The sequence below is a fragment of the Tardiphaga sp. genome (assembly GCF_028290785.1).
Taxonomy (GTDB): Bacteria; Pseudomonadota; Alphaproteobacteria; order Rhizobiales; family Xanthobacteraceae; genus Tardiphaga.
Genome location: NZ_JAQGJD010000227.1, coordinates 1 through 15,739, shown reverse-complemented (window position 1 = coordinate 15,739; position 15,739 = coordinate 1). Strand labels below are relative to the sequence as shown.

At 63.4% G+C, this 15,739-nt stretch carries 16 protein-coding genes; 9 read left to right on the top strand and 7 right to left on the bottom strand.

Annotated elements, in window-relative coordinates; genetic code table 11:
- Positions 1-170: 170 nt before the first annotated feature.
- Complete coding sequence (locus JWR89_RS13845) at positions 171-1,040, bottom strand: NAD(P)-dependent oxidoreductase (RefSeq protein ID WP_299717072.1); 870 nt, start codon at positions 1,038-1,040, stop codon at positions 171-173.
- A gap of 274 nt (positions 1,041-1,314) precedes the next feature.
- On the opposite strand from JWR89_RS13845, the gene JWR89_RS13840 reads away from it, so the two are divergent.
- The 3 genes from JWR89_RS13840 (at position 1,315) to JWR89_RS13830 (ending at position 4,632) form a co-directional block, all read left to right on the top strand.
- Complete coding sequence (locus tag JWR89_RS13840; protein WP_299717070.1) at positions 1,315-2,454, top strand: Mrp/NBP35 family ATP-binding protein; 1,140 nt, start codon at positions 1,315-1,317, stop codon at positions 2,452-2,454.
- 206 nt (positions 2,455-2,660) lie between these two features.
- Positions 2,661-3,749 carry a TRAP transporter substrate-binding protein gene (locus JWR89_RS13835; RefSeq protein WP_299717069.1) on the top strand — a complete coding sequence of 363 codons (1,089 nt, stop codon included), beginning with the start codon at positions 2,661-2,663 and terminating at the stop codon, positions 3,747-3,749.
- 133 nt (positions 3,750-3,882) lie between these two features.
- Positions 3,883-4,632, top strand: a complete 750-nt coding sequence (locus JWR89_RS13830) for a fumarylacetoacetate hydrolase family protein (RefSeq protein ID WP_299717067.1) — start codon at positions 3,883-3,885, stop codon at positions 4,630-4,632.
- A 14-nt stretch (positions 4,633-4,646) separates the two neighbouring features.
- Here JWR89_RS13830 and JWR89_RS13825 read toward each other — a convergent pair whose 3' ends face one another.
- The 5 genes from JWR89_RS13825 to gph form a co-directional block, all read right to left on the bottom strand.
- The gene (locus JWR89_RS13825; RefSeq protein ID WP_299717065.1) at positions 4,647-6,053 is read right to left on the bottom strand and encodes a TRAP transporter large permease subunit; all 1,407 of its coding nucleotides are present in this window, start codon (positions 6,051-6,053) and stop codon (positions 4,647-4,649) included.
- Between the two features lie 61 nt (positions 6,054-6,114).
- Positions 6,115-6,651: a TRAP transporter small permease subunit gene (locus tag JWR89_RS13820; RefSeq protein WP_299717063.1), complete on the bottom strand. Its 537-nt coding sequence runs from the start codon at positions 6,649-6,651 to the stop codon at positions 6,115-6,117.
- Between the two features lie 184 nt (positions 6,652-6,835).
- A complete protein-coding gene (gene moaA / locus JWR89_RS13815; RefSeq protein WP_299717061.1) occupies positions 6,836-7,867 on the bottom strand; it encodes a GTP 3',8-cyclase MoaA in 1,032 nt (343 codons plus the stop codon).
- Between the two features lie 120 nt (positions 7,868-7,987).
- Positions 7,988-8,431: a hypothetical protein gene (locus JWR89_RS13810; RefSeq protein ID WP_299717059.1), complete on the bottom strand. Its 444-nt coding sequence runs from the start codon at positions 8,429-8,431 to the stop codon at positions 7,988-7,990.
- Positions 8,432-8,581: 150 nt separating this feature from the next.
- Complete coding sequence (gene gph / locus JWR89_RS13805; protein WP_299717057.1) at positions 8,582-9,265, bottom strand: phosphoglycolate phosphatase; 684 nt, start codon at positions 9,263-9,265, stop codon at positions 8,582-8,584.
- 175 nt (positions 9,266-9,440) lie between these two features.
- On the opposite strand from gph, the gene rpiA reads away from it, so the two are divergent.
- Genes rpiA through gor form a run of 3 tightly spaced genes read left to right on the top strand, consistent with a single transcriptional unit; the run spans position 9,441 to position 12,124 of the window.
- A complete protein-coding gene (gene rpiA / locus JWR89_RS13800; RefSeq protein WP_299717055.1) occupies positions 9,441-10,139 on the top strand; it encodes a ribose-5-phosphate isomerase RpiA in 699 nt (232 codons plus the stop codon).
- 22 nt (positions 10,140-10,161) lie between these two features.
- Positions 10,162-10,698: a DUF2059 domain-containing protein gene (locus JWR89_RS13795; RefSeq protein WP_299717053.1), complete on the top strand. Its 537-nt coding sequence runs from the start codon at positions 10,162-10,164 to the stop codon at positions 10,696-10,698.
- 40 nt (positions 10,699-10,738) lie between these two features.
- A complete protein-coding gene (gor, locus tag JWR89_RS13790) occupies positions 10,739-12,124 on the top strand; it encodes a glutathione-disulfide reductase (protein ID WP_299717051.1) in 1,386 nt (461 codons plus the stop codon).
- On the opposite strand, the gene JWR89_RS13785 is transcribed toward gor, so the two are convergent.
- Positions 12,125-13,054, bottom strand: coding sequence for an alpha/beta fold hydrolase (locus tag JWR89_RS13785; RefSeq protein ID WP_299717178.1), 930 nt, complete (start codon positions 13,052-13,054; stop codon positions 12,125-12,127).
- Positions 13,055-13,200: 146 nt separating this feature from the next.
- Here JWR89_RS13785 and JWR89_RS13780 point away from each other — a divergent pair, with 146 nt between their 5' ends.
- From JWR89_RS13780 to JWR89_RS13770, 3 genes are all read left to right on the top strand, one after another.
- Entirely contained in the window at positions 13,201-14,589 is a 1,389-nt protein-coding gene (locus JWR89_RS13780; RefSeq protein WP_299717049.1) for a class II 3-deoxy-7-phosphoheptulonate synthase, read from the top strand.
- Between the two features lies 1 nt (position 14,590).
- Positions 14,591-14,944 (top strand): diacylglycerol kinase, encoded by a 354-nt coding sequence (locus tag JWR89_RS13775; RefSeq protein ID WP_299717047.1) that lies wholly within the window; start codon positions 14,591-14,593, stop codon positions 14,942-14,944.
- A gap of 43 nt (positions 14,945-14,987) precedes the next feature.
- Positions 14,988-15,739: nitrilase-related carbon-nitrogen hydrolase (locus tag JWR89_RS13770; protein WP_299717176.1), on the top strand; the 752-nt coding region annotated here is incomplete at its 3' end.

The window sequence follows — 15,739 nt, the reverse complement described above, 5'->3', positions numbered from 1 at the left end:
TCCTGCACGCCAGACGCACGAATTTCCACTGCGTCTATCAGTGCCGCACAATCATTAAGAGGTGCCTTAAAGAACGCGATAATCGGGTTAATTTCGTATGAAAATCGGCTTGACGGGCGCAGCCGGGAAGATGGCCGCGCGCCGTCGAAATGTGCTCCGGAACAGTCGGTTCAGCGCTGCAAGCGGGCCAGCAGGCTCGACGTGTCCCAGCGCTTGCCGCCCATGGTCTCGACCTCCGAATAGAACGCATCGACGACCGCGGTGACCGGCAGGCTGGCGCCGTTGCGGCGGGCTTCGGCGAGGCAGATCGAGAGATCCTTGCGCATCCATTCCACGGCGAAGCCGAAATCGAACTTGCCGTCGTTCATGGTCTTGTGGCGGTTCTCCATCTGCCAGGACTGCGCCGCGCCCTTGGAGATCACTTCGACCACCGCATTGACGTCGAGGCCGGCCTTCTTGGCAAAATGGATGCCTTCGGACAGCGCCTCGACTAGGCCTGCGATGCAGATCTGGTTGACCATTTTGGTAAGCTGCCCCGAACCGGCCGGTCCCAGCAGCTTGCACATCTTGGCATAGGCGGCGATCACCGGCTCGGCCTTGGCGTAGGGCGCGGTGGCGCCGCCGCACATCACGGTGAGGGCGCCGTTCTCGGCGCCGGCCTGACCGCCCGAAACCGGCGCATCGATGAACTGGAAGCCGGCCTTGGTCGCCGCAGCATCGAGTTCGCGCGCCACTTCGGCCGAAGCGGTGGTGTGATCGACGAAGATCGCGCCTTTCGCCATCCCCGCGAACGCGCCGTCCTTGCCGATGGTCACGGCGCGCAGGTCATCGTCATTGCCGACGCAGGCCATCACGAATTCCTGGCCTTCGGCTGCTGACTGCGGCGTCGGTGCGGAACGGCCGCCGAACTTCTCGGCCCAGGCCTTGGATTTGGCGGCGTTGCGGTTGTAGACGGTGACCTCGTGGCCGCCCTTGGCGACCAAATGACCGGCCATCGGGAAACCCATGACGCCGAGACCGATGAAAGCAACTTTAGCCATGTCCATACCCTTAGGATGTTGTCGGCTTGACTGCCGAACGTGGTGCGTGAGGTGAGGTGACGGGCCCGCGCGTGCCCAGAAGGCGGTTGGCAGGATTGAGTAGCGACCATAAACGCGGATGGCGGTGCAGCAAAGCCCCGCTATCCCGATGCTCATGCTGCACTGCACACTCGTCGCGGCAACCGCAGGGAATCCGCCATGTACTTTCGCCATGTACTTGGGCCGAAATAGCTCTATGTCTCCGGTCTGACACCAGCCGGCCGGGAGACATCCAGTGAGCGTGACCAAACAGCAAGTTCTCGATGGCCTGGCCAAGGTCATGTCGCCGCGCGGCGTGCCCTTGGCGCATGCCAATGTGCTGTCGGAGATTTCGGTCACCGACGGCAAGGTGCTGTTCTCGATCAATGTCGATGCCGCCGAGGCACGCGCCTGGGAAGGCGTCCGCGCGCAGGCGGAGGCGGCCGTGCGCGCTGTTCCCGGTGTTAGCGGCGCGATGGTGGCGCTGACCGCCGAGCGCAAGGCGGGCGCTGCACCGCCCCCCGCGCCGCACAGCCATTCGCACAAGCAGGGTGTCCAGCCGGTCTCCGCGCACCGTCCGCCACAAAATCCGGCGGGATCGCCGATGTCGAAGCAGGCCGAGATTCCGGGCGTTGCCGCTGTCATCGCCGTGGCTTCCGGCAAGGGCGGTGTCGGCAAATCGACCACCGCACTCAATATTGCGCTCGGCCTGCGCGATCTCGGTCTGCGTGTCGGTCTGCTGGATGCCGATATCTATGGGCCCTCGGTCCCGCGGCTGACGGGCATTCGCGACAAGCCGACTCTCGACGACAATAAGAAGATGATCCCGATCATGAAGTTCGGGTTGTCGATCATGTCGATCGGCTTCCTGGTCGAGGAAGAGACCGCGATGATCTGGCGCGGGCCGATGGTGATGTCGGCGATCACCCAGATGCTGCGCGACGTCGCCTGGGGCACGCTCGACGTCCTGGTCGTCGATATGCCGCCGGGCACCGGCGATGCGCAACTGACGCTGGCGCAGAACGTGCCGCTGAAGGGCGCGGTAATCGTCTCCACGCCACAGGATCTGGCACTGATAGATGCGCGACGCGGTCTGGCCATGTTCAGCAAGGTCAACGTGCCCGTGCTCGGCATTGTCGAGAACATGAGCTATTTCCAGTGTCCGGAATGCGGCACCCGCTCGGATATCTTCGGCCATGGCGGCGCGCGGCACGAGGCCGAACGGCTCGGTGTGCCGTTCCTCGGCGAGGTGCCGCTGCACATGTCGATTCGGGCCATGTCGGATGCAGGCACCCCGGTGGTGGAAAGCGAACCGAACGGCGCGCATGCCGAAATCTACCGGGCAATCGGCGCCAGGATCCGAGACCAACTCAAGGGCGTCGTCGCAGCAGCCTGAGCACCGGCGCGAAAACGCAAGGCGTTCTTGCCGCATAGAACTTTCGGCTAATGGACCGGGTGATCGCGCTCGCCGTGTTTTCCGCGGCCGAATATCCGTGTTAGAGAGCCTTACACCAGAGCGTCTTCGGTTGACTCGGGCTGCGGCTCACCCGTTGAACATGCTCCCGGATTCTAGGGAAACGCCCGCAACTAAGGAGAGCCTGAATGAAGCGTCGTGAATTTTTGAAAGTATCAACAGCAGGGGCCGCCGTGGCTGCTGTTGCTTCCCCCGCGATCGCGCAGTCGATGCCGGAAGTAAAATGGCGTCTGGCCTCCAGCTTCCCGAAGTCGCTCGACACCATCTATGGCGGCGCCGAGATGATGGCGAAGCAGGTCGCCGAGATGACCGACAACAAATTCCAGATTCAGGTGTTTGCAGCCGGCGAATTGGTGCCCGGCCTCCAGGCGCTGGACGCGGTGTCCAACGGCACTGTCGAGATGTGCCACACCGTGTCGTATTACTATGTCGGCAAGGATCCGACCTTCGCGATCTATGCCTCGGTGCCGTTCGGCCTGAACGCCCGTCAGCAGAACTCCTGGTGGTACCAGGGCGGCGGCATGGAGCTCGCCAACGAGTTCTACAAGAAGTTCGGTGTGGTCGGTATGCCCTGCGGCAACACCGGCACCCAGATGGGCGGCTGGTTCCGCAAGGAGATCAAGACCGTCGCCGATCTGTCCGGCCTCAAGATGCGCATCGGCGGCATTGCCGGCCAGGTGCTGCAGAAGGTTGGCGTCGTGCCGCAGCAGCTCGCCGGCGGCGACATCTACCCGTCGCTGGAAAAAGGCACCATCGACGCCGCCGAGTGGGTCGGCCCCTATGACGACGAGAAGCTCGGCTTCCAGAAAGTCGCCAAATACTACTACTATCCCGGCTTCTGGGAAGGCGGCCCGACAGTCCACGCCTTCACCAATCTCGATAAGTTCAACTCGCTGCCGAAGAACTACCAGGCCATCCTGGCCAATGCCTGCACCAACGCCAATACCTGGATGGCCGCACGCTACGACCTGCAGAATCCGGGTGCGCTAAAGCGTCTGGTGGCCGGCGGTACGCAGCTTCGTCCGTTCACCAACGAAGTGCTCGATGCCTGCCTCAAGGCGACCAACGAGCTGTGGGGCGAAATCTCCGCGAAGAACGCCGACTTCAAGAAGTCGATCGACGCCATGCAGGCCTATCGCTCCGACCAATATCTGTGGTGGCAGGTCGCCGAATACACCTATGACAGCTTCATGATCCGCTCGCGCACCCGCGGCTGATCGAAGCCTGTTTCGAAAAAGAAGCCCGGCCTTCGCGAGAAGGCCGGGCTTTTTGTTGAGGGGGGTCTCCCTTCGTCCACGCACAGACCACGAATCCGGTAAGCGTTACGTTCCTGGAAGGAGCCACATGGCCATGACCGAAGCTGAAATTGAAACGGCTGCCGAGCTTCTCGCCAGCGCGCGCCGCAGCGGAGTGCTGATCGAGGCGCTTCCCGTCACGCCGTCGTCCGTGGCGGAAGCCCATCAAATCCAGGACCGCGTCGCCGCCTTGCTGCAGCAGCCTATCGGAGCCTTCAAAGTCAGCGCGCCGTCGGACGGCGAGCCGACGCGTGGATGGATCGAGGCGACGACGATTCGCACCAGCCCTGCACGAATGTCGCCAGCCGACGTTCCGCATCTCGGGGTGGAGGGTGAAACCGCGTTTCGCTTCACGCGCGATCTGCCGGCGAGGGACGAGCCCTATACGCGCGAGGAGATCGCCGAGGTGGTCACCCTGCTGCCGGTGATCGAGGTGGTGTCGAGTCGGTTTCGCGAGCCGCTGAGCCGGCCCCGTATGGACCAGCTCGCGGATTGCGGAATCAATGGCGGGCTGGTCACCGGACCAGAGATGTCGGACTGGTCGCATCTCGATCTGCCGAACCTGCGCGTGACGCTTATCGTCAACGGCAAGACCGTGCTGCAGCGCCAAGGCGGTCATCCCAGCGGCGATCCGCTCGGCGGCGCGGTGGTGCTGGCCAACATGCTGCGCGAGGCGGGCGGGCTAAAGGCGGGCCAGATCGTCACCACCGGTAGCTGGACCGGGATGGACTTTCTCAAGCCCGGCGATCGATGCGTGGTCCGCTTCGACACGCTGGGCGAAGCCGAAGTCACCTTCGACGGTTGAGCTTGCGCCTCGTTTTACTTCGACGGCCCGAAGTCCAGTTTCGGCATCTCGATCTGCGGGATGTCGATCTTGACGTTGGTGGTATCGAGGACGCTGTTGTCGATCCAGTAGGTGACGAGACCGGGCCACCAGATCACGATCACCACCAGGATGATCTGCATGAACACCCAGGGCATGGCGCCCCAGTAGATGTCCGAGCTCTTCACTTCCGGCGGCGCGATGCCGCGCAGGTAGAACAGCGCGAAGCCGAATGGCGGGTGCATGAACGAGGTCTGCATGTTGACGCACAGCAGCACACCGAACCACACCAGGTCGATGCCGAGCTTGCTGGCCACGGGGGCGAGCAGGGGGATAATGATGAAGGCGATCTCGAAGAAGTCGAGGAAGAACGCCAGGAAGAACACGAAGATATTGACGAAGATCAGGAAGCCGAGCGCGCCGCCGGGCAAGCCGGTCAGCAGGTGCTCGATCCAGCGCGCACCGTCCATGCCCTGAAATACCAGGCTGAAGCAGGTCGAGCCGATCAGGATGAACACCACCATCGAGGTCAGGCGCATGGTCGATGTCATGGCCTGTTCCACCAGCGGCCAGGTCAGGCGCTTGTGAAGCGCGGCCAGCACCATGGCACCGACGGCGCCCATGGCGCCTGCTTCCGTTGGCGTGGCGAGGCCCATGCCGATCGTGCCGAGCACCAGGAAGATCAGCACGATGGACGGGATCATGCCCCACAGCACGCGGCTGACCAGCTTCCAGTTTAACGGCTCGCGGACATCCGCCGGCAATGGCGGCATCGCGTTGGGCCGCATGATCGACAGGAACACGATGTAGAGAATGAAGATCGCGACCTGCAGGATCGAGGGGCCGATGGCGCCAAGATACATGTCGCCGACCGAGCGGCCGAGCTGGTCGGCCAGCACGATCAGCACCAGCGACGGCGGGATCAACTGCGTGATGGTGCCCGATGCGGCGATCACGCCGGTCGCCAGCCGCATGTCGTAGCCATAGCGAATCATGATCGGCAGCGAGATCACGCCCATGGCGATCACGGAGGCCGCAACCGTGCCGGTAATGGCGCCGAGGATGGCGCCGACGATGATGACGGCGTAAGCGAGGCCGCCCGGTACCTTGCCAAATAGCTGGCCGGTGCCTTCGAGCAGGTCTTCAGCAAGACCGCAGCGCTCGAGAATAGCGCCCATGAACGTGAAGAACGGAATCGACAGCAGCAGGTCGTTGGAGATGGTGCCGTAGAACCGGAACGGCAACGCCTGCAGGAACGACGGATCGAAATGCCCGGTGAGGATGCCGACGACGCCGAAAAACAGCCCGACCGCGGCGAGAGAGAACGCAACCGGAAATCCGATCAGCATGAAACAGATCATGGTGCCGAACATCAGCGGGGGCATCACGCCATAGGAAAACATCGTGCGGTCCTGACTGTAGAATTATCCGGGTCGAAATTGTCTGGCTGAAAAGAAAACGCCGCTATTGCAGCGGCGCTTCGTAATGAGTGTCGAGTTTGACCACGCCGGCGAGGGCTGCGATGCGCTTGGCGAGTTCGGCGAGACCCTGCAGCAGCAGCAGCATGAAGCCGAGCGGCAAGATCATCTTGACCGGCCACAAAATCAGACCGCCGGCATTGCTCGATGTCTCCTGCAGCCGCCACGAATTGAGGAAGAATGGGGTGGTCAAATACAGCAGGAAAGCCATCGCGGGGGTCAGGAAAAGGATGATGCCGACGATGTCGATCCACAGCCGGGCGCGATCCGACACCGCTGAATAGACCAGGTCGACGCGCACATGCTCGTTCAGCCGCAGCGTTTGCGCGGCGCCGAGAAACACGATCCCCGCGAACATGTACCACTGGATCTCGAGCCAGCCGTTCGAACTGTAGTTGAACAGATAACGGACGGTGGCGTTGCCGGCACTGATGAGACAGGCGAGCAGCACCAGCCATTTGGCGATGAAGCCGAAGGCATCGCTCAAGCTGTCGATCACGCGCGTGATTTTGAGTACGTCCACCGCTGTCCCCTTGAACCCGTCCCTGCACCCGCTTTCTCACTGAGAAAGGGCAGCTTTTTACGCTGCGCCACGTGATGCGGCGGCACCATTTCAGCGTGCCAAGCCGGCGTCAATTGGTAATTTGACAGTTTGACGCAGGGATAGGGTGGGGAACGACTAGCCGTTGAAGACCGCCGGCGCGGCATTATCCGCCGGTGACGCTCATGTGGCGGCTGACGCTCGGTCGGTTGTGCCGGCGGTCGATGATGAAGTCGTGGCCCTTCGGCTTCAGGCCGATGGCGCGATCGATGGTGGCATTGAGCAGGTCGTTGTCGGGGGAGGCGCGCAGCGGCCTGCGCAGGTCGGAGGCATCCTCATGACCGAGGCAGGTGTGGATCGTGCCGGTGCAGGTGATGCGAACGCGGTTGCAGGACTCGCAAAAATTATGGGTCATCGGCGTGATGAAGCCGAGCTTGCCGCCGGTCTCGCCGACCCGGACATAGCGCGCCGGACCGCCGGTATCGTCGGGCAGGTCGGTCAGCGTGTATCTGGTTGCAAGGCGGGCGCGCAGCAGCGACAGCGGGACGTACTGGTCGATGCGGCCTTCGCCGATATCGCCCATCGGCATCACCTCGATCAGCGTCAGCGCCATATCCTTGCCGTGCGCCCACTGCATCAGTTCGGGGATCTCGTCCTCGTTCAGGCCTTTCAGCGCCACCGCGTTGATCTTCACCGCGAGGCCTGCGGCGCGTGCCGCCTCTATTCCCTCCAGCACCTTGTTGAGGTCGCCCCAGCGGGTGATGGCGCGGAATTTTGTGGCGTCCAGCGTGTCCATCGAGACGTTGATGCGGCGCACGCCGCAATCGGCCAGCTCCTGGGCATACTTCGCCAGCAACGAACCGTTGGTGGTCAATGTCAGCTCATGCAGCGCGCCGGTCTTGAGGTGGCGCGACAGCGAGCGCACCAGCGACATCACATTGCGGCGCACCAGCGGCTCGCCGCCGGTAAGGCGTAGTTTCGTCACGCCCTTGGCGATGAAGGTCGAGCACAGCCGGTCGAGTTCTTCCAGCGTCAGCAGGTCGGCTTTGGGCAGGAAGGTCATGTCCTCGGACATGCAATAGAAGCAACGCAGGTCGCAGCGATCGGTGACCGAGACCCGCAAATAGTTGATCGTCCGGCCGAACGGATCGATCATGGCAGGCGAGATCAGGGCAGGACTCAATTCGGAGACGGTCATTCAGGACGCCTTGTCGTTACGGACAACACCGTGGTCTCGCGCGGCACTCCTGCCGCGCACCCAATGTAGTCACGCAACGCCGTCGGCACAATCGTGCCGGGGTGTCGCGATGGCGCTGAGTTAGCGAGCGGGCGCCGGGAACGGCGTGGTTGCCGGAGCCTCTGCAGCCGGAGCGGCGGCGGACGCACGCTTTCGGGCCGTCTTGCGCGCGCCGCGCCGCGACGGCACCAGCGGCTGCAGTTCCGCCACGACAGGGCTGGGCTCGACCGTGATGGTCGCGGCACTGAGCAGTTCGCCGCCGGTCCTGGTCACGGTCACCGGAACCGTCATCGGCTGGAACTTGGCCAGGCTGAAGGTGGCGCTGAAGCCGGTTTCGGTTGCGAGGGGGATAGAGCAGGGCGTCTTGCAGCCTGGGCCGGTCGAGGTCACGACGTCCGCGCCTGGCGGAATCGAATCGAACTGCACAGTGACCGGCGTGGGCGCCGATTTGAAGGAATCCATCGAGAACGAGGCACAGCCTGCCAAGCTCAGGCCGGCGGCCATCAACACAATTACTCTACGCATAGTATATCCGTCACTTTTCGCGGCTGGCCGCAGTCCCCACCGACAACCATAGAAGTGTCGTCAATTCCGCGCAACCACCGGGCCCTGCATAGTTAATTGATGGTTAACTCGGTCGCGAGCAGCTTTGAAATCACCTTTTCGATCAGGCACTTACTGAGGTGCACTGGGCAGCAGGCGGGCGATAGCGTCCGGCAGATCGCGGAAATGTCCGATCAGCAGGTCGGGCTTGAGGTCGGCGATCGGGACTTCGGTGTAGCCGAATTCGACGCCTATCACCGGTATCCCGGCACGCCGCGCCACGCCGATATCCGGGCCGGCATCGCCAACCATGACCACGGCCGACATCCGTCCGCCCGCGCGGGCCACGGTCTGCTGCAGAATCACGGGATCCGGCTTGGACACCCCAAAGGTGTCGGCGCCGCAGATCGCCTGAAAGCGCGGCGTCAGGCCGAGCCGGTCGAGCAGCAGTTGCGACAGCCATTCCAGCTTGTTGGTGCACACCGCGAAGCGGTAGCCGCTGGCTTCGAGGTTATCGAGTGCCGCGATTAGGCCGTCGAACGGCTCCGACGCGTCGGCGATATGGGCGGCATAGTGATCGATGAAATCCGTGGTCAGGCGGGTGACGTCCGCCATGCTCATCTCGCGGCCTTCCAGCTCCAGCCCGCGCTCGATCAGGCGCCGGGCGCCCTGGCCGATCATTTTGCGGGCGGATGCCAGCGGCACCGGCGGCAGGCCCTCGCGGGCCAGTACCCAGTTCAGCGCGCTGATCAGGTCGGGCGCGGTATCGACAAGCGTGCCGTCGAGATCAAATACAACAAGGGGAAAATCGGTCATGCCTCGATCGCTACCGGCCTCGCGCCGAAGGTGCAAGGGGCAGGACGAACTGGCACCGGCTGGCTCTGGCGGGGAAAGCTCGCGGTTGACCCTGTTCCTTCCGGCCAAACGTCGCTAGATAAGCCGACAGAGCCCGCCCGCGGGACCCGACTTGAATTCAAGGACTCCGCCCGTCATGACCATGGACGAACTGAAACGGCAGGCCGCCGCGCAGGCGCTCGAGCACGTCCAAGACGGTATGAGGCTGGGACTCGGCACCGGATCGACGGCCAAACATTTCGTCGAACTGCTGGGCGAGCGGGTCAAGGCCGGCCTCAAGGTGATCGGGGTGCCGACGTCGGAGGCGACGCGAGCCGACGCGGTGCGCTGTGGCGTCCCGCTGACCACTCTGGACGAGATCGATCGGCTCGATCTGACCGTTGACGGGGCCGACGAGATCGACGCCGCGCTGAACCTGATCAAGGGCGGCGGCGGCGCGCTGCTGCGCGAAAAGATTGTCGCGGCCGCTTCTGACCGCATGATCGTGATCGCCGACGATAGCAAATGGGTGCCGACCCTGGGTCGTTTCCCGCTGCCAGTGGAAGTGATCCCGTTCGGCCTCTCGGCGACGCGGCGGGCCATCGTCGGGGCCTTCGAACAATGTGGTCTGTCGGGTGAGTTGAAGGTACGCAGCGACCGCGACGGCCATGCTTTTGTCACCGATGGCGGTCACTGGATCCTCGACGCCCATCTAGGGCAGATCACCGACGTGCCGCGGCTCGCCGGGTTGCTCAACCCGATCCCGGGCGTGGTCGAGCACGGGCTATTCATTGGTCTTGCGAGCATGGCGATGCTAGCAGGCTCTGAAGGTATTCGCGTTTTTGAGCGGCCCTAATGCCGCAACCACGGAGAATCAGATGACCATTCGTTCCAACCTGCTGCTGGCCGCCGGACTTGCGTTCGGGGTGGCCATCTCCGCGCTGCCGGCCACGGCCCAGCAAAACCCGCAGGCACAGAGCCGTCCGATCAAGCCCGCGTCGCCGGCGGCGATCGGTTACGCCAAGGAAATCCTGGCGATGAAGAACGCCAGCGCGATGTATGCCAATGCCATTCCCAACATGGTCGGGCGCGTCAAGGATTCGCTGCTGCAGAGCAACCTGAACTACCAGAAGGACCTCAACGAGGTCGCCCTGATCGTGGCGCAGGCGATGGCCGGCCGCGACAAGGAAATCGGCGAGCAGATGGCGCGGATCTACGCCAGTGACTTCACCGAGCCGGAATTGAAGGACCTCGCGACGTTCTACAAGTCGCCGCTCGGCCAGAAGCTGTTGGCGCAGGAGCCCCAGTCGATTTCCGCGAGCATGAACTATATGCAGCAGTGGGCGCAGTCGTTCTCGGAAGAAGTCAACGGCCAGTTCCGCGCCGAGATGCGCAAGCGCGGCAAAGAGATCTAGTAGTTATCTCCAGAAAGCACTCCGGTGCTCGGGGCGAGACATGGCTGACTTCGACGTCGATCTGTTCGTGATTGGAGGTGGTTCGGGCGGCGTGCGCGCCGCGCGGATCGCCGCGGGCTACGGCGCCAGGGTGATGATCGCCGAGGAGTATCGCTTCGGTGGCACCTGCGTAATCCGCGGCTGCGTGCCGAAGAAGCTGATGGTCTATGCCTCGCACATCCATCGCGACATCGAGGATGCCGCCGGCTTCGGCTGGACGATTCCATCTGCGACCTTCGACTGGCCGACCTTCATTGCCAACAAGGACAGGGAAATCGCCCGGCTTGAGGGCATTTATACCGCCAATGTCGAGAAGTCTGGCGCCAACATTGTAAAAGCCCGCGCCGTATTCGAGGATCCGCATACGCTGCGGCTATCGACCGGCGAGACGGTGACCGCCAAATATGTGCTGATCGCTACCGGCGGCGCGCCCAACCACGGGCCCGCTTTTCCGGGTATCGAGCACGTCATTTCGTCCAATGAGGTGTTCCATCTGCCGCAGTTGCCGAAGCGGATCGTGATCCAGGGCGGCGGCTACATCGCGCTGGAATTCGCCTGCATCTTTGCCGGCTTCGGCTCCGACGTGACCGTGGTTTATCGCGGTGACAACATCCTGCGCGGCTTCGACGAGGACGTGCGGGCGCATGTGCGCAAAGAGATGGAGAAGCAGGGGATCACTATCCTCACCGGCTGCACGGTCAACAAGATCGACAAGCACGGTCATGATTTCACGGCGCATCTGTCGAACGGCTCGAGCATCGCCGCGGACCAGGTGATGTTCGCGATCGGTCGCCATCCCAACGTCGTCAACCTCGGCCTCGACAAGGCCGGGGTCAACGTCAAGCACGCCCATGGCGGCATCGCGGTCAATGAATTCTCGCAGACCAATGTGCCGCATATCTATGCGGTCGGCGACGTGACCAACCACATCAACCTGACACCGGTGGCGATCCGCGAGGGGCACGCCTTCGCCGATACCGTATTCGGCAAGCGGCCGGTCAAGGTCGATCACAGCAACATCCCGACCGCCGTCTTTACGCAGCCCGAAGTCGGCACCGTCGGCATGACGGAAGCGGAAGCTCGCGCGGCGTTCAGCCATGTCGATGTCTACAAGACCGATTTCAAGCCGATCAAGGCGACATTGTCCGGCAGCGACAGCCGGGTGCTGATGAAACTGATCGTCGATGCTAGCACGGACATCGTGGTGGGCTGTCATGTGGTTGGACATGAGGCGGCCGAACTGATCCAGGTGCTTGGCATTTGCGTGAAGATGAAGGCCACCAAGTCCGATTTCGACGCCACCATCGCCGTGCATCCAAGTGCGGCCGAGGAACTTGTGACGATGCGCACGCCGACCGCGCGTTACGTCCGCGAGGCCGCGGAGTAGCTAATCCGGCGCCCGCTGCAGCCATTCCGCGGCGCCGCGCCACAGCGTGTCGCGATGTTCGGGGCGGAAGAAGCCGAAGTGTCCGATCTTTCTCGCGCCGGCCTCAGCCGGCGTGATGGCGTGGATATCCGGCCGGATCGAGGTGAATCCCGCGCACAGCATCTCGACTGCAGCAAGCGTCGCCCACGGATCGTCGGAAAAACTTAGCGCCCGCAGCGCGCCGCGATAGCGCGGAAAGTTCGACAGCGACCTCAGACTGGCGTCGTCGAAAAAGTAGCGATCCCTGAGCACCCATTGCGCCCATTCGAGGAATACGCCCTTGGGCAGATCGAGACCGAGCCCGATCCTGCCGGGGGTGTAGCCCGCGGCCCGGGTCAGCGGCACGCCGATGAATTTCAGCAGTGCATAGATGCGATAGCGCTCCGGCGAGGTCATTAGCCGCCAGGTACCGGCCTGGGCAGCGATCAGCAGCGCCCGCGCCACTTCGGAATTGTTCGGGATCAGCCCCAGCGCCTGGCCGCCGAAGGAGTGGCCGACAAAGGCCAGCGGCATCGCCGTGTAGCGTTCGCGCATCCAGACCACCGCCGCGGTGACGTCGAGCGCCGCCCAGTCCGACATCGACGCTTTAAAGCCGATCAGGGAATTCCGCTGGCCGGTGCTAATCGACGATCTGGGCCGCGAGTCGCCGGTGCCGCGATAGTCGTAGGTCAGTACCGCGCAGCCGCGGCCGGCGAGGTAGCTGGCAAAGCCCCTGTAGATCTTGCGCGGCGCCGCGGTGGCAGAATTGACCAGCACCGCATGGGTCCTGGTCCCACGCGGCAGATACAGCGTTGCGCCCAGCGCAAAGCCGTCGGCGGCCGGGAAACTGATGTCGTCGGCGAATACGTCGTCCAGCGTAGCCTCCGCCACCTTGAAATTCTTCTGCGTCATAATGACATGCAGCAAATGCGAATTCGGCTTTGGCTGCAAGGGCTTGTGTCGAAAGGCAGATTTCCAACTGGCGATCTGCCACAACCCTGTGTATAACGCGGCCTCCGCAGCCTGCCTTGAGGCGCGGTTTTTCAGGAGATTTTGTGATGTCCGAGCGGTGGACGCCCGATAGCTGGCGCAACAAGCCTGTGCAGCAGATGCCGGCCTATCCGGACCTGAAGGCCCTCGGCGATGTCGAGGCGCAGCTTGCGACGTTTCCGCCGCTGGTGTTCGCCGGCGAAGCCCGCAACCTGAAGAAGTCGCTGGCGCGCGTCGCTGCCGGCGAGGCCTTCCTGCTGCAGGGCGGTGATTGCGCCGAAAGCTTCGCCGAGCACGGCGCCAACAACATCCGCGATTTCTTCCGCGCCTTCCTGCAGATGTCGGTGGTGCTGACCTATGCCGGCGCCGTGCCGGTGGTGAAGGTCGGCCGCATCGCCGGCCAGTTCGCCAAGCCGCGCTCCTCGCCGATGGAGAAGCTCAATGGCATCGAACTGCCGAGCTACCGCGGCGACATCGTCAACGACATCGCCTTCACGGCGGAATCGCGCACGCCCGATCCGCAGCGTCAGCTCGACGCCTACCGGCAGTCCGCAGCGACACTGAATCTGCTGCGCGCGTTCGCGACCGGCGGCTTCGCCAATCTCGGCAGCGTGCACCAGTGGATGCTCGGATTCCTGAAGGATTCGCAGCAGTCGCGCCGTTACAAGGAACTGGCCGACCGCATTTCGGATGCGCTGAACTTCATGCGCGCCTGCGGCCTCAACCTGGAAAGCCATCCGGAGCTGCGTTCGACCGATTTCTACACCAGCCACGAAGCGCTGCTGCTCGGCTACGAGCAGGCCTTCACCCGCGTCGATTCGATGACCGGCGACTGGTACGCGACCTCCGGCCACATGATCTGGATCGGCGACCGCACCCGCCAGCTCGATCATGCCCATATCGAATACTTCCGCGGGATCAAGAACCCGATCGGCCTGAAGTGCGGCCCGTCGCTGAAGCCGGACGAGTTGATCAAGCTGATCGACGTGCTCAATCCCGATAACGAGCCTGGCCGCCTGACGCTGATCAACCGCTTCGGTGCCGACAAGGTCGGCGATCATCTGCCGGGCCTGATCCGCGCCGTACAGCGGGAAGGTCGTTCGGTGGTTTGGTCGTGCGATCCAATGCACGGCAACACCATCACCTCGAACTCCGGCTACAAGACCCGGCCGTTCGATCGCATCCTGTCCGAGGTGAAGTCGTTCTTCACCATCCATCAGGCCGAAGGCACCCATGCCGGCGGCGTGCATCTGGAGATGACCGGACAGAACGTCACCGAATGCACCGGCGGCGCACGTGCGATATCAGACGAGGATCTCAACGACCGTTACCACACGGTCTGCGATCCCCGCCTGAACGCCGAGCAGTCGATCGACATGGCGTTCCTGGTCGCCGAGCTGCTGAAGACGTCGCGTGCGGGTAAAGCCGAGCCGATGCCGGTCGCGTCGGGCCTTTGAGTTGACGCGCCTCTGGCGGGCCCTGATCAACACCTGGAACGGGCTGACTTTCGCCACCCGTTCCGAACAGGCCATTCGAGAGGAGCTGTTCGCGCTGCTCCTCGCGCTGCCGCTCAGCTTCCTGATCGGTACGACGGCCGCCCGCCGCCTCGAACTGGTGGCGGTGGTGCTGTTGCTGCTTGCGGTGGAACTGCTCAACACTGCCATCGAGAAGCTCGCCGACCGGCTCACCACCGATCACGATCCGCAGATCGGCGCCGTCAAGGACATGGGGTCGGCCGCCGTCGGCGTCGCGCTGCTGATCGCGGGGCTGACCTGGCTGTTTGCGCTCGGCGAACGCATAGGTCTGATCTGATCCTGCAATTGCGAAAGGCGAGCCCGCGGGCTTAACTATGGCCATGACAGATTCCGCGCGCTTCATCCTTACGCTTGCCCAGCTCAACCCAACCGTCGGCGACATCGCCGGCAACGCCACCATGGCGCGTGCCGCGCGCGCGCAGGCGAAAGCCGATGGTGCATCGCTCGTGGTGCTGCCCGAACTGTTCATCGCCGGCTATCCGCCGGAAGACCTGGTGTTGAAACCGTCGTTTCAGGCCGCCTGCCGCGCCGCTATCGAAGAACTGGCGCGGGAGACGTCCGACGGCGGTCCGGCCATGTTGATCGGCTCGCCCTGGGTCGATGGCGGCAAGCTCTACAATGCCTGCGCGCTGCTCGACGAAGGCCGCATCGCGGCGATCCGCTTCAAGGTCAACCTGCCGAATTACGGCGTATTCGACGAAAAGCGGGTGTTCGCCCGCGGTCCGGTATCCGGGCCGATGACCATCCGCGGGCTGCGGATCGGCGTGCCGATTTGCGAAGACACCTGGATGGAAGAATCCGAGGACTACGAGAACGTGGTCGAATGCCTCGCTGAGACCGGCGCGGAAATCCTGATCGTGCCGAACGGCTCGCCCTATGCTCGCGACAAGAACGACCTTCGCCTGTCGGTGCAGGTCGCCCGCGTGATGGAGAGCAACCTGCCGCTGGTCTATCTCAACCAGGTAGGCGGCCAGGACGAGTTGGTGTTCGACGGCGCATCCTTCGTGCTCAATGCCGATCGTACGCTCGGGGCGCAACTGCCCGGCTTCGCCGAGAGCGTGACCACGCTGAC

Excerpts from the sequence above, each read along its gene's own strand:
- JWR89_RS13780 (WP_299717049.1), top strand. The coding sequence starts at position 13,201 with ATGTCCGAGCGGTGGACGCCCGATAGCTGGCGCAACAAGCCTGTGCAG.
- JWR89_RS13845 (WP_299717072.1), bottom strand. The coding sequence starts at position 1,040 with ATGGCTAAAGTTGCTTTCATCGGTCTCGGCGTCATGGGTTTCCCGATG.
- JWR89_RS13835 (WP_299717069.1), top strand. The coding sequence starts at position 2,661 with ATGAAGCGTCGTGAATTTTTGAAAGTATCAACAGCAGGGGCCGCCGTG.
- JWR89_RS13825 (WP_299717065.1), bottom strand. The coding sequence starts at position 6,053 with ATGTTTTCCTATGGCGTGATGCCCCCGCTGATGTTCGGCACCATGATC.
- gor (WP_299717051.1), top strand. The coding sequence starts at position 10,739 with ATGGCTGACTTCGACGTCGATCTGTTCGTGATTGGAGGTGGTTCGGGC.
- JWR89_RS13810 (WP_299717059.1), bottom strand. The coding sequence starts at position 8,431 with ATGCGTAGAGTAATTGTGTTGATGGCCGCCGGCCTGAGCTTGGCAGGC.
- JWR89_RS13795 (WP_299717053.1), top strand. The coding sequence starts at position 10,162 with ATGACCATTCGTTCCAACCTGCTGCTGGCCGCCGGACTTGCGTTCGGG.
- rpiA (WP_299717055.1), top strand. The coding sequence starts at position 9,441 with ATGACCATGGACGAACTGAAACGGCAGGCCGCCGCGCAGGCGCTCGAG.
- JWR89_RS13830 (WP_299717067.1), top strand. The coding sequence starts at position 3,883 with ATGACCGAAGCTGAAATTGAAACGGCTGCCGAGCTTCTCGCCAGCGCG.
- JWR89_RS13785 (WP_299717178.1), bottom strand. The coding sequence starts at position 13,054 with ATGACGCAGAAGAATTTCAAGGTGGCGGAGGCTACGCTGGACGACGTA.
- gph (WP_299717057.1), bottom strand. The coding sequence starts at position 9,265 with ATGACCGATTTTCCCCTTGTTGTATTTGATCTCGACGGCACGCTTGTC.
- moaA (WP_299717061.1), bottom strand. The coding sequence starts at position 7,867 with ATGACCGTCTCCGAATTGAGTCCTGCCCTGATCTCGCCTGCCATGATC.